The sequence below is a fragment of the Pseudoalteromonas sp. SiA1 genome, from assembly GCF_018732205.1.
In the GTDB taxonomy this organism is placed as follows: Bacteria; Pseudomonadota; Gammaproteobacteria; order Enterobacterales; family Alteromonadaceae; genus Pseudoalteromonas; species Pseudoalteromonas tetraodonis.
The window spans coordinates 2,389,445-2,402,457 of the sequence record NZ_CP076084.1 but is presented as its reverse complement, the minus strand read 5'-3'; the positions used below and the strand labels follow the sequence as shown (position 1 = coordinate 2,402,457).

The 13,013-nt window shown below is 41.0% G+C and carries 16 protein-coding genes; 14 read left to right on the top strand and 2 right to left on the bottom strand.

The genetic code is table 11. The features are described 5' to 3' along the window. Positions 1-4 precede the first annotated feature (4 nt). From KK487_RS11135 to KK487_RS11115, 5 genes are read left to right on the top strand one after another with little or no spacing between them, the layout of a single operon-like run. The gene (locus tag KK487_RS11135) at positions 5-967 is read left to right on the top strand and encodes a flagellar motor protein MotB (RefSeq protein WP_076920610.1); all 963 of its coding nucleotides are present in this window, start codon (positions 5-7) and stop codon (positions 965-967) included. A gap of 12 nt (positions 968-979) precedes the next feature. Continuing rightward, the gene (locus tag KK487_RS11130; RefSeq protein ID WP_008112222.1) at positions 980-1,750 is read left to right on the top strand and encodes a ParA family protein; all 771 of its coding nucleotides are present in this window, start codon (positions 980-982) and stop codon (positions 1,748-1,750) included. Positions 1,751-1,753: 3 nt separating this feature from the next. After that, on the top strand, positions 1,754-2,476 hold the full coding sequence (locus KK487_RS11125; RefSeq protein ID WP_033104085.1) for a chemotaxis protein CheW: 723 nt from the start codon (positions 1,754-1,756) through the stop codon (positions 2,474-2,476). Positions 2,477-2,497: 21 nt separating this feature from the next. Then, the gene (locus KK487_RS11120) at positions 2,498-2,995 is read left to right on the top strand and encodes a chemotaxis protein CheW (protein ID WP_008112225.1); all 498 of its coding nucleotides are present in this window, start codon (positions 2,498-2,500) and stop codon (positions 2,993-2,995) included. An 18-nt stretch (positions 2,996-3,013) separates the two neighbouring features. After that, positions 3,014-3,415: a DUF2802 domain-containing protein gene (locus KK487_RS11115; protein WP_008112228.1), complete on the top strand. Its 402-nt coding sequence runs from the start codon at positions 3,014-3,016 to the stop codon at positions 3,413-3,415. Between the two features lie 27 nt (positions 3,416-3,442). On the opposite strand, the gene KK487_RS11110 is transcribed toward KK487_RS11115, so the two are convergent. After that, entirely contained in the window at positions 3,443-3,751 is a 309-nt protein-coding gene (locus tag KK487_RS11110) for an EscU/YscU/HrcU family type III secretion system export apparatus switch protein (RefSeq protein ID WP_010387940.1), read from the bottom strand. Between the two features lie 2 nt (positions 3,752-3,753). Beyond that, positions 3,754-5,919 carry a flagellar hook-length control protein FliK gene (fliK, locus tag KK487_RS11105; protein WP_138764393.1) on the bottom strand — a complete coding sequence of 722 codons (2,166 nt, stop codon included), beginning with the start codon at positions 5,917-5,919 and terminating at the stop codon, positions 3,754-3,756. A gap of 113 nt (positions 5,920-6,032) precedes the next feature. Between fliK and ccmA the strand changes: the two genes are divergently transcribed. Genes ccmA through ccmI form a run of 9 tightly spaced genes read left to right on the top strand, consistent with a single transcriptional unit; the run spans position 6,033 to position 13,007 of the window. After that, the gene (gene ccmA / locus KK487_RS11100; protein ID WP_138764392.1) at positions 6,033-6,653 is read left to right on the top strand and encodes a cytochrome c biogenesis heme-transporting ATPase CcmA; all 621 of its coding nucleotides are present in this window, start codon (positions 6,033-6,035) and stop codon (positions 6,651-6,653) included. Then, the gene (ccmB, locus tag KK487_RS11095) at positions 6,653-7,339 is read left to right on the top strand and encodes a heme exporter protein CcmB (protein ID WP_090494420.1); all 687 of its coding nucleotides are present in this window, start codon (positions 6,653-6,655) and stop codon (positions 7,337-7,339) included. Before ccmA ends, ccmB begins: the two co-directional genes overlap by 1 nt. Before the next feature lies 1 nt (position 7,340). Then, a complete protein-coding gene (locus KK487_RS11090; protein ID WP_029609912.1) occupies positions 7,341-8,078 on the top strand; it encodes a heme ABC transporter permease in 738 nt (245 codons plus the stop codon). Positions 8,079-8,080: 2 nt separating this feature from the next. Further along, a complete protein-coding gene (gene ccmD / locus KK487_RS11085; RefSeq protein WP_008112240.1) occupies positions 8,081-8,284 on the top strand; it encodes a heme exporter protein CcmD in 204 nt (67 codons plus the stop codon). Beyond that, positions 8,281-8,760 (top strand): cytochrome c maturation protein CcmE, encoded by a 480-nt coding sequence (ccmE, locus tag KK487_RS11080; protein WP_008465420.1) that lies wholly within the window; start codon positions 8,281-8,283, stop codon positions 8,758-8,760. Before ccmD ends, ccmE begins: the two co-directional genes overlap by 4 nt. 1 nt (position 8,761) lies before the next feature. After that, entirely contained in the window at positions 8,762-10,723 is a 1,962-nt protein-coding gene (locus KK487_RS11075; RefSeq protein ID WP_036953653.1) for a heme lyase CcmF/NrfE family subunit, read from the top strand. Beyond that, positions 10,720-11,292 carry a DsbE family thiol:disulfide interchange protein gene (locus KK487_RS11070; RefSeq protein ID WP_013465537.1) on the top strand — a complete coding sequence of 191 codons (573 nt, stop codon included), beginning with the start codon at positions 10,720-10,722 and terminating at the stop codon, positions 11,290-11,292. The genes KK487_RS11075 and KK487_RS11070 overlap by 4 nt, the downstream gene beginning before the upstream one ends. Beyond that, complete coding sequence (locus KK487_RS11065; RefSeq protein ID WP_138764391.1) at positions 11,289-11,750, top strand: cytochrome c-type biogenesis protein; 462 nt, start codon at positions 11,289-11,291, stop codon at positions 11,748-11,750. The genes KK487_RS11070 and KK487_RS11065 overlap by 4 nt, the downstream gene beginning before the upstream one ends. Then, the gene (ccmI, locus tag KK487_RS11060) at positions 11,751-13,007 is read left to right on the top strand and encodes a c-type cytochrome biogenesis protein CcmI (RefSeq protein WP_138764390.1); all 1,257 of its coding nucleotides are present in this window, start codon (positions 11,751-11,753) and stop codon (positions 13,005-13,007) included. Positions 13,008-13,013 lie beyond the last annotated feature (6 nt).

Here is a 13,013-nt window from a genome sequence, read left to right as displayed (position 1 = left end):
GCCTATGTTACGCCGTCGCTTACGTCATCACCAATTAAAGAGCCAACATACTGAGCGTTGGTTAGTTTCTTATGCGGATTATATGACCATAATGTTTGCATTTTTTGTTGTATTGTATGCAATTGCGATAAACAAAGAAGACAACATCAAGGTTTTATCTGATTCTCTTGAGCATGTTTTTGATAAGTCTGCAAAACAATATTCTCAGCAGGGTAACGGGGTAAATGGTGATGCTTTATTGCTTGAAAGGGTGACCCCTGAGGCTGAAATTCTCTATGGCGAAAGTATTCAAGAGCTAGAGCAAGGCCCAATGTTACTCGATGGTCAAAGTGACAATAGCAATATTAGTCAACGCCACTTAGGTAAGCCGCTGGATAGTTTATTGGCTAAATTACAATCGTCGCTGATTGATGAGATACGCAGTGGCGAGGCTAGCTTAGAACTAAGCCAAGACTGGTTGGTTATTGAGCTCAATTCCGGATTGTTGTTTGCTAGTGGTAGTGCTGTTGCACATAACAAGGCCAAAGAGATTGTAAAAAAAATTGAAGCAATCATCGCATCAGTCGATAACTATATAAGAGTACGCGGGTATACAGATAACGAAACCATACGAAATGAAATATTTCGTTCTAATTGGGAGTTATCAGTGGCGCGTGCAACCTCAATATTAGTTGAGCTAGAGCGTTTGGGCATTGAATCCGCGCGCATGGCCATTGAGGGATATGGTCAATACTCTCCCTTTGCCGATAATAATACCGAAGCTGGGCGTGCTGAAAACCGTAAAGTCGTGATTGCACTTTCTAAATATGGTTTAGCACCCGAGCCCTCTGATGAACAAACGAGATCATCAATTTCAGTATCAGAGCAAAGTCAGCCAGAAATTGAGCTACCAGCCCAAGACGATACAATAAAAATAATTCGTTTACCGCATGGTGGCATCCGTGTTACAACGCGCAACGAACAGTAATTAGGATGTAATGTGAAAGTTTGGACAGTAGCCAATCAAAAAGGGGGAGTTGGCAAAACCACTACAGCGGTTAGCCTTGCAGGGATCCTTGCGCTTCAAGGCAAGCGTGTGTTATTGATTGATACAGATCCTCATGCTTCACTAACCTATTACTTTGGTATTGATTCAGAAGATTTAGAGGTCAGTGTTTACGATATTTTTACTCGCGGCTCGAGTATGAAAAGTGAAGAAATACTGCAAGCATTATGCCCCTCAACAATTGAAAACCTAGATATTTTACCTGCAACTATGGCGATCGCGACACTTGACCGTAGCATGGGTAATAAAACGGGAATGGGCCTGATTTTAAAAAAAACACTGGCTAAAATTAGCGAGTATTACGATTACGCAATTTTAGATTGCCCACCTGTTTTAGGTGTGCTGATGGTCAATGCGCTTGCCGCCTGTGAAAGAGTCTTAGTGCCGGTGCAAACTGAGTTCTTGGCGCTTAAAGGGCTCGATAGAATGATGCGTACTATGGAATTAATGCAAACCTCTCAAGCGAAAAGCTATGAATATACTATAATTCCAACTATGTATGATAAACGAACCAAAGCATCGCTTGAGGCCTATAAAACACTACAAGAAACGTATAAAGAAAAAGTATGGCCAGGCGTTATTCCTGTTGATACTAAATTTAGAGATGCAAGTTTAGCGCAAAAAGTACCGGTAGATTTTTGCCCAAATGCGCGTGGAGTCTATGCTTATAAAGCATTACTTAAATATTTAATAAAACAAGGTTAATAAATGAGTAAGCAATTATTTGCTAATGAAAAAGTAGTCACTCAGTACTTAGGGGCGTTATTATCTGATGACGAACCAACAAAAGACCTTGAGCCTGTTGCTAAACTGCTTGAGCAGGTAACGTATGAAGAGCAAAAAGAACAACCAGTAATAGTTGAGCCTGTTGTTGAAGTTGAAAAGCTTAATAAGCAAGTATCGAATGTAGAAATTGACACTCTCCAAGAGCAACACGTCGTGCCTGAGCAAGAGGTGGTTGTAGGTGGTGAAGCTGACTACTTTGATGGTGAGTTTCAAGCGCTGTTTTTTGAAGTGGCAGGACTTACTTTAGCGGTGCCGCTAAAAGCCTTAGGTGGCATTCATGAGCTTGGAGAAGTAAATCATTTATTTGGCAAGCCTAAGTGGTTTAAAGGGGTTATGATCAACCGAGAAGAAAAGCTCAATGTTGTTGATACCGCTCGCTGGGTTATGCCTGAAAAGTACGATGAGCAGTTAGAGGCATCTTTAAATTATCAATACCTCATCACTTTAGGTGATAGCCAATGGGGTTTATTAGCAGAAAAACTAATAAATAACATTACATTGAGTAAAGAAGATGTAAAATGGCGTACAAATAACAGTAAGCGCCCATGGCTTGCTGGAGTAATTAAAGAAAAAATGTGTGCTTTAATAGATGTTAATAATTTAAACGCACTATTAGAGAAAGGCTTAGATAGCCGTCACAAGTAATGACCATTACGAGGTAAGAGCATGAGTGAAGATAAATTACTGTCAGCTAAGAAAAATGCAGATAATAATGATGAGATTTTGCAGTGGGTTACGTTCAAGCTAGAAGATGAAACTTATGGCGTAAATGTAATGCAAGTGCAAGAAATACTGCGTTACACCGAGATTGCTCCTGTACCAGGTGCACCTTCGTATGTGATTGGTATTATTAACTTACGTGGTAATGTTGTTACCGTTATTGATACTCGCTCTCGTTTTGGTTTACCTGATATTGAAGCGACGGATAATTCACGTATTTTAATTATTGAAGCAGAAGAGCAAGTGATTGGCATTCTAGCCGATAGCGTTTCTGAGGTTGTTTACCTACGCAGCTCTGAAATTGACAGTGCGCCAAATGTAGGTACAGAGGAAAGTGCTAAATTTATTCAAGGTGTATGTAACCGCGACAATGAGTTACTTATTCTGGTTGATTTAAATAAACTACTTAGTGATGACGAATGGGATGAGTTAAGCGATATATAAGCTTCTCTACATAAAACTATGTTATTACTTGGTATTGCTATTGCGGGTTTAGTTTTTGGACTATTCTCGCTGCTTTTAATTGTGATGTTTAAAAAGCGCTATGCGAGTGAGCTTGGCGCGCAATTACAACAGTTTAAAGATTCATCAGAGCAGATTAATATTTTACGTAGCGAAGTGTCTGAGTTGCGAACCGGTTTACTGAGTATTGGTAAGCGTGTGCTTGAGGTAGAACAACAAAACCAAGAGCTGATACAGCAACAAGCAGCTCAAAAATACGATGACCCCGATGCTAAAATATACTCTCGTGCAGTAAAAATGGTTGAGTTAGGTGCTGATTTAGATGAGGTTATTCGCGAATGTGAATTACCCCGCGCCGAGGCTGAACTGTTGTTTTCATTACACAAACAAAAAGGCGCTTAGCGCCTTTTTTGCTTTTATAACACTGCGTTATGCTTTTATATTTAGCTTTCCCTGAAAGTCTTGCCAACCAGGCGGAAACTTTCCTCTAACCACGTATGAAAACGCAATGAGCTCAGCAATAACAAAGTACAACTCTTTGGGGATCTCTTCTGCGAGGTCTAATTTCGATAGCGTATTTGCAAGTGCTTCATCTTGATGGATTAAAATTCCTTTTTCTTTGGCTAGGGCAATAATTTCATCCGCCAGTTCACCAAACCCTTTAGCACTTACAATGGGTGAATGTCCCGCCTCGTAGAGTAGTCCAATTGCTGAATTGCTTTTTGATGACTCAGTCATGGCTAAACCTTAATATTAATAATGGCATGCGATTGGTAAAATGCTTGATGGTTGTCATCCGCTCGTTTTAGTTTAAGCTCACCCACTTGTAAGCCTTGTTTTGCCAGTTTTGAGCGTAAATTATCAAGATGTGGATGAGCTAAAGCGCTCACCGCTTGGGTTGAGGCTAACAACTGACAATCTAAAGCTTTATCCATGAGTTCTGCGATTATTTGTAGCTTACCCAGCTCGGCATAATCAAAGTTGAGCCTAACAAACCAGACATTTTTATCCGCTAGTTTACCGCTACTGTGCTTTTTATACTGCCCTAAAGTTATTTCTGTTTGCGCCGCTTCAGCAGGCAGCTTCATCGGTAATAAAAATTGCACTAAGGCGTTTGTGTCAGGTTGTTGGCTAATAGCAGGCGTTTGTACTTGACTTAATGTATTTTTAATTTGGGTTAATTCACCTGCTAATGCTTGTACTTGTGGTTGCTGTAATTGTTCCAACAATTTATTGGCGCTATTACCCACTTTAAACGTCGGTAATAAAACCTGCAGTAAAGCTTCTAAACCCGTTTGATTATTAATACTCACTGCACTTGGATTTTGGTTAATGATAGGCGCGGCTAAAATGCTTAATGAAAGCTGTTCAACACCTCTATTAAACGAGCTCTGTAAAATGTCGCTTTGAAGTTGTGTGGGCTTTATGGTGCTGAGTATTTCGCGCTGTATGGTTGCTGAGTGTAAATTAGTATCTGACAACATGCGATTAAAAGCCTGATTAACTAAACGGTTTAAATCGGTTCCTTGATCAGTCAGTTTGCTTGTAATGGTATTAAGTTGGCTGCTTATTATTTGGTTGGTCGCATCTTTTTTTTCTATTGAGGTGATTGGACTGTGTTTTATAACCGTCGCTAATAAGAGTTTTTCTAAAGGCTGTAAGCTCTGACCAAATGTAACTGCGTTAGTTGGTGGGGATGAAAAAGGACTCACTAAAGGAGATAAAGTGTGTGCTACTAACGGTTGTTGTTGCCACATAGAAACGCTTGATTTTATTTGCTGGGTAAATTGCATTAGGGGCGGCGCTAAACTTGACACGTTTTTTAATTGTGTGATGTCAATTTTTTGCATTGAGGTGAGCCATTTTTGCTGATCATTGCCAGTAAATTCTGGTTTTTGAGATGAGCTTAAGGAAGTCGTAAATGGCTTGCTTTCAAAGTACTTTACCGCATCTAAAATACGTGTTTTAAAATCAGCAAAACTGCTTTTTAACCATGATTGTATGGGGCTGTTTATCGTGCTGAGCGGATGCTGTTTACTTGGCGAGGAATCAATTAGGCCTTGCGACTGTTGCAAAGAGAGCATCTCATTAAACGGTTTACTAAATGAGTTTTTAAGGCTCACAGTCATAGTGTGATAAGCGGTTTTGATCAGTAATTTATCTGCTTGGTGAGTAATGTTTACCTTAGTCGGGATGGTAGGTAGTTCACTTAATTGTCGATGACTTAGGTTAATAGTTAATGAGTCTTTAAAAGAGTTTGGGCTTAATACCGCAAACTTAGGCATAGCATGAAGCTGAGCAGGGGTTAAATTACTGGCAAGCAACTGTGTTAGTTTGGCTTGGTTTATTGGCTGTGAATGCACTATATCAGCAAAACGGTTAATAATATTAAGTCGTGTACCTTTGCTATCCGTTTCAATCACCCCTTTTATTGAAGGCTCATCTGCGAGTAATTGTGCAACGTGTTTATTAATAGCAATACTGGCATTAAATTTTTCAATGACCAACTTTGGTGTTGGTTGTAATACCACCTGAAGTGATAGTGGACTGTTTTGAATATCACTTTGGGTGTTTATAAAATTTAAAAATCGTTGCAACTGAGCCGGTTGTTTAATTGTTAAAGTTGTATTGTTAGGGATGATGGTTAAGCTTTTACCATCTGCACTTAACTGTATGTTAGCGCTTGCTATTTTTTCAACGTTTGTGAATGTCTCAGTTGTCCCAAGGCGAATCGTTTGCCAATGCTTATTCATAAACACATCAAGCGTGACTGAATCTTTAGAAAACTGAATATTTTTTGCCGCCAGCACTTCAGGTGGCAGTGTTGCTAACGCAGCCTTACCTGAATCAGTTGTTTGATTACTAACCTGTGGGTTAGACAATGTGATGTGCGTTGGTGTATTCATTATTTTATATCAAGTTTTCTTTATTTTAAGTAAATCGATTCTAAAGCAATATTCGTATTACCCTATCATTATGGTAGACTTACGGCTAATTTTTGGCAGAGAGAATCGTCATCTTGTTACACATTAAGTCCGTTACTTGTATCAAGCAAGAGCGTTGTTTGTTTGATGAACTTAATTTTAGCCTTAAAAGCGGTCAAATCATGCAGTTAGCTGGCCCTAATGGGGCTGGTAAAACATCATTATTGCGCATTATTGCTGGTTTTTCGCTGCCGGATGAAGGTGATATTTTATACCTAAATCAATCTATCAAAAAATATTATGACGAATATGCCAGAGACTTATTATTTATAGGCCATAAAACCGGTGTTAACGTACAACTTAGTGCACTTGAAAATGTAGCACATTGGTTGGCTATTAATGGTTATGTTGATACTCCTGACTTATACCCTTTATTAAGTAAGTTAGGTTTAGTGGGGCTGGAAGATGTGCCTGTAAGAACGTTATCTGCGGGTCAACAGCGGCGGGTGGCACTCGTTCGATTATGGTTATCTGAAGCGAAGTTATGGATTTTAGATGAACCTTTCACGGCGCTAGATAAAAGCGGGGTTGCCTTTTTACAGCAACGTTTTACTGAGCACTTATCAAAGGGGGGCGCTATTTTGTTAACAACACACCAAGATTTAACCACCCACTTTAGTGACTTACAAACGTTGACTTTGGAGTACCGCCACTAATGATACGACAGCATTCATATTGGCAGTTATTTGTCGCGGTATTTAGCAAAGACGTTAAGCTCGCTTTTCGTCAGCGCGCTGAAATAGTTAATCCTATCTTGTTTTTTTTAATTGTTATCTCACTGTTTCCATTAGCCATAGGGCCTGAGCCAGGCTTGTTATCAAGAATGGCACCGGGCATTATTTGGGTTGCGGCTTTATTATCGACCATGCTTGGCCTTGATAAACTGTTTAGAGATGATTACCACGACGGCTCTTTGGAGCAGCTCATTGCTTCGTCATACCCCTTATCATTAACGGTGCTGGGCAAAGTAGCCGCACACTGGGTGATCACCGGCCTCCCGTTAGTGCTAATGACCCCTTTATTTGCTTTACTACTAAATTTAGATACGACGGCCCTAATGGCTACGTTATTAACGCTATTATTGGGTACGCCTTTATTAAGCTTCATAGGCGCAATAGGGGCGGGCTTGACTGTGGGATTACAAAAAGGCGGCATTTTAATGAGTCTGCTCGTTTTGCCTTTGTATATTCCGGTTTTAATTTTTGCAACTTCCGCTATTGATACCAGCACTATGTCGCTGGATTACAGTGGTCAGCTTGCAATCCTTGGTGCGATGTTAGTCGTTGCGACTATCAGTGCGCCAATTGCCATATCATCAGCATTAAAAGTGAGTGTAAGTTAATATGTGGAAGTGGTTACATCCGTATGCGAAAGCAGAGCGAGCATATCAATTATGCAATACTCTACTGCCATATTTTGCAGTAGTAACGGTTATTAGTATGATTGTCGGTTGGGTATGGGGATTAGGTTTTGCTCCTGCCGATTACCAACAAAAAGACAGTTACCGTATTATTTTTATTCACGTGCCCTCCGCTATTTTATCTATGGGCGCCTATTCATCAATGGCGATTGCTGCCATTGTTGCGTTGGTATGGCAATTACGCAATGCAGAGCTTGCGGTTATTGCAATAGCACCCGTAGGTGCCTGCATGACCGCAATAGCCTTAATCACCGGTGCTGCGTGGGGTAAACCTATGTGGGGTGCTTGGTGGGTATGGGATGCACGACTGACCTCTGAGCTCATTTTGTTATTTTTATATCTAGGGGTGTTGTCTTTGTACCATGCCTTTGAAGATAAAAAATCAGCCGGTCGCGCCGCGTCTATTTTAGCTATTGTTGGGGTTATTAACTTGCCTATCATTCACTTTTCGGTGGAATGGTGGAATACCCTGCATCAAGGGGCAAGCATCACTAAGTTTAACCGCGACGCGGTAGATCCAAGTATGTTTTGGCCGTTAATGATTAATATTTTAGCCTTTGCCGCGTTTGTTGGTACTGTGACTTTAATTCGTCTTAAAAATGAAATTTTACACCGTGAAAAGCACCGCCCATGGGTGCGACAGTTGTTAACTAAGGGGTAATTATGCAGTTTGACTCGTTTTCAGATTTTATTGCAATGGGAGGCTATGGCTTTTATGTATGGCTTTCTTTTGGTACATGCGCATTAATTTTATTAGGCATTTTATTTAGCTCGTTACGCGACAAAAAACAAATTTTAGCGTCGGTAGAGCAGCAAATTGCGCGTGAAACTCGAATTAAAAATTCTAAGCAGGAGCAAACCTCGTGAACCCTAGACGTAAAAAACGCCTTTTGGTTATTATTGCCGTACTCTTTGGTATTGGTGGATCAATTGGTTTAGTGTTGTACGCCTTACAAGAAAACATTAATTTGTTTTACACCCCCAGTGAATTAATTGATGGTAAAGGCCCAAATAAAGAAAAGCCTCATATAGGACAAAAGCTCCGCATTGGCGGTATGGTTGTCCCTGGTACAGTACAAAGAAATGAGCAAAGCTTACAGGTAAGCTTTAAGTTGATTGATACTGGCCCATTGGTCACGGTGCGTTATCAAGGAATTTTGCCTGATCTATTTCGTGAAGGGCAAGGAATTGTCGCACAAGGTGTGTTAGTTGAACCTAACGTCATTGAAGCGTTTGAAGTACTGGCTAAACATGATGAAGAATATATGCCAGCCGAGGTTGCCGAGGCAGTAAAAGGAATTAAGCACGAGAAACCAAAATACAATTTAGATAGTGGGAGCTAATATGATCCCAGAACTTGGTTATTTTTCCCTAACATTGGCCATGGTACTGAGTATTCTGTTGTGTATTTTCCCACTTTGGGGTGCACACACAGGAAACCTTCGTTTGATGCGCGCTGCGCCATCACTTGCTATTGGTCAGTTTGCATTTGTTGCTTTGTCTTTTGCTGCGCTTATTTATGCCAGCTTAACCGATGATTTTACCGTATCTTATGTAGCGTATCACTCAAGTAGCACCTTGCCTTGGTATTATAAAATAACTTCAACATGGGGTGGCCATGAAGGCGCTATTTTACTGTGGTTATTAATGCAGGCCGGTTGGACCGCCGTTGTTGCTTTGCGTTCAAAGTCACTGCCTTGGGTACTTCGTGCTCGCGTATTAGGTGTGCTTGGTTTTTTAGGTGTCGGATTTATGATGTACACCTTGCTACTTTCAAGTCCGTTTGAACGTTTACTGCCCTATTTCCCTGTTGAGGGACGCGATTTAAATCCATTATTACAAGACCCAGGGATGATCATTCACCCTCCATTACTTTACATGGGGTATGTCGGTCTTTCTGTTGCTTTTGCCTTTGCTATTGCCGCGTTGTTAACCGGCAAGCTTGATAACACCTGGGCAAAATGGTCACGCCCATGGACAATGACGGCATGGGGCTTTTTAACCTTAGGTATCACCATAGGTAGTTGGTGGGCCTATTCAGAGCTAGGCTGGGGCGGCTGGTGGTTCTGGGATCCTGTTGAAAATGCATCACTCATGCCATGGTTAGTTGCAACCGCGTTACTGCACTCTTTAAGTGTGACTGAAAAACGTGGCGTATTTAAATCATGGACAGTGTTACTGGCTATTGCGGCATTTTCATTAAGTTTACTAGGCACCTTTATCGTTCGCTCAGGAATTATTGTTTCGGTGCATGCCTTTGCAACAGACCCTGATCGTGGCTTATTTATTCTTGGCTTTTTGGCCGTAGTTGTTGGCGGCGGTTTAGCGTTATATGGCTTGCGTGTCTCACAAGTTAAAAGTGAAGGGCGTTATAAATTTGTATCGCGTGAAGTGGCACTTTGGTTAAACAATATTTTCTTAGTGGTTGCTACGTTAATTGTACTGTTAGGTACATTATTACCTATGGTGCACAAGGAAATGGGGCTAGGCAGTATTTCAATTGGCGAACCTTTCTTTAATAAAATGTTTGCTATTTTACTGGTGCCATTTGCTATTTTAATGGGCATTGGACCTTTCCTGCGTTGGAAGCAAAATAAGTGGGCCTTTTTACAAAATAAAATATTTGTAGGCGCATTAGTCAGTATTATCATTACCTGTGCGTGGTTATTTAGTAGCTATGAGGTAGTGACTCCATTAACACTTTTAGCAACCACGCTAGGTGTATGGATATTTATTGCCACTTTTATTGATTTATATACCAAAGCAGCGGTTCATGGCTCGCTTAAACTCGGTATAAAGCGTTTAGGTTTAAGCTATTGGGCAATGGTGCTGGGGCATGTTGGTTTAGCCTTTGTTATAGCGGGCATTACACTCACCTCGGCGTATTCAGTTGAGCGTGATGTATCGATGAAGCAAGGCGATATCGTGCAGCTTAACCAGTATCAATACCGCTTTGAAGGTGTGAAGACTATTCGTGGTGCAAACTACAGTGGTCATGCTGGTGTCGTGACGGTATTAAAAGGGAATGACACTGTAACGCGTTTATATGCAGAAAAGCGTCGTTACGATATTGGTATGCAATTTATGACCGAAGCCGCTATTGATGCCGGATTCACTCGTGATTTATATCTTGCGCTTGGTGAGCAACTAAGTGAAGGGGCATGGTCATTACGCATTTACCATAAGCCGTTTGTACGTTGGATGTGGATTGGCGGTATTCTGATCTCACTCGCTGGTTTTGTGATTTTATTCGATAAGCGCTATCGCGCCTCACCGCGAAAAGATGAAATAGAGGGGGCAGTATGAACCGTAAACTTATCGCAATTGCCCCTTTATTAATTTTTATCTTTATTTGTGTGTTTTTATACCAAGGGTTGTTTGCCAACCCGCGGGAAATACAAACAGGGCGAATTGGTCAAACGGTGCCTGCGTTTAATTTACCTGATTTAATGCAAGACGATAAACGTTGGACTGATGAGCAGCTAAAGGGTGACGTGTATTTGCTAAACGTTTGGGGCACATGGTGTCCGACGTGTTTAGCTGAGCTTGGCTATTTAACTAAGCTACGCGAGCAAGGGGTTAAAATTATCGGCTTGTATTATGTACAAAGTTACGACGCCGATTTTGATGGCCCATTTGATATGCAAGCGCTGCGTGATGATGTGAGTAATATGCTTTCACGTGCGGGCGACCCTTATCAATTTAATATTTTAGATTTAGAACGTTCATTGTCTTTAGATTTAGGGGTGTCCGGTGCACCAGAGACATTTTTAGTAGATAAAAATGGCACTATTTTGTTACATCACACTGGTGATATAAACCCTCGAGTTTGGCGTGCTAAGTTTGCGCCTATTATGCAGGAGCTGCAGCCATGAGATTGTTTTTATTAACCCTTAGCTTGTTTGTTAGTGTAGCTGTGTTTGCTCAGCAAGACCGTTATCAATTTGATAGCAACGAGCAAGCTGTTCGCTTTGAAGAGCTAACAAAAGAATTACGTTGCCCGAAGTGTCAAAACCAGAATATTGCTGACTCTGATGCCGTTGTCGCAAAAGACTTGCGCGAGCGAGTACTGGCGTTGGTAAAAGATGGCAAAACCAAAGATGAAGTTATTGATTACATGATTGATCGATATGGCTATTTTGTTCATTACGATCCACCGGTAACGCCGGCTACGTTAATACTGTGGGTACTTCCGGTACTCATTGTAATAATTGGGTTTGGCTTTATTGTGATTCGCCAACGTAAAGCGTCGGTAAAACAAACCTGGAGTGACGCTGATGAAGTGATGCTCAATAAGCTGATTAAACAAAATAAACATCAGGAGCAAAGTTAAATGATTTTAATGTGGGCGTCTTTTGCTTTACTCACACTCATTGCATTGCTGTTTATTATTGTGCCTTTTTTAAAAAAAGAGCGCATAGTAACCATCACCCATAACGCCAATGCACAGCTTATCAGCATTTATGAACAGCGTTTAGTTGAATTACAGGCAGATTTAGATAATCAACGTATAGACTCGCAAAATCACAGCGAAGCTATTATTGAATTAAAACGCCGTTTACTTAATGAATTATCGCCGGAGAAGTCACTAAATAGCCGTGGTGACAATCGTATATTTGCTTTAACAGGGGCGGCGTTTTTAATTGCATTAGCAGGTATTTTCTATGCAATGACAGGCAGCCAGCAACAAATTGCAGCTTGGCATGATGCAATGGATAACTTGGCCGATTATGGTCAGCGCGCCGTAATGCAAAAGGGCGAGCCGTTAACTAAAAATGAGTTACAAGCGTTTGCCCTAGCACTGCGTACTAAGTTAAGTCAAAGCGGTGATGATGAAGTGGCTTGGATGTTGTTAGGGCGTGTTGCTTTAATGCTAAATGAATTTGATATGGCGAAACAGTCATTCGATAAAACATTAAAAATAAACCCTGATAATATGCAAGCGCTTGTTAGCTACTCTCAGGTGCTATTACTTGAGGGCAGTGAAGAAAACATGACTCGTGCAGCGGGTATGCTTTCTAAAGTACTGCAAGCTCAACCAAATAACCTTGATGCGATTTCGTTACTTGCACTGATCGCCTTTGAGAGAAAAGACTGGCTACAGGCAAAGGCAGCGTTTGAGGTGCTACTTGCAAGTATGGATGAGTCTGATACGCGCTATGCTATGATCAACCAACGTATTAGCGAAATCGATCTACAAATTGCTCAGCAAAACGTGGCAACCAGTGGCGATCAGTTAGCGGCTCAAAGTATTCAAGTTACCGTTGATATCGATAGCCAACTTGCAGACAAACAGCCCAATAACGGTATTTTGTTTGTGTTTGCTAAAGCGGTTAAGGGATCACCGATGCCTTTAGCCGTGGTCAAACTAACAGACTATAGCTTTCCAATTACGGTTGAGCTGAGCGATGCTAATGCCATGATGGCAGGGCTAAACTTATCGAGTGCGAGTGAAATTATCATTTCTGCGCGTATCTCTAATGATGATTCAGTTATGCCAAGCACTGGGGAGCTTGAAGGGCATTCTCAAGTGCTTGCTTCTAAAGAGGTGCGCCAAGTGCAACTGAACATTGATACATTAATACCTTAAGGATTT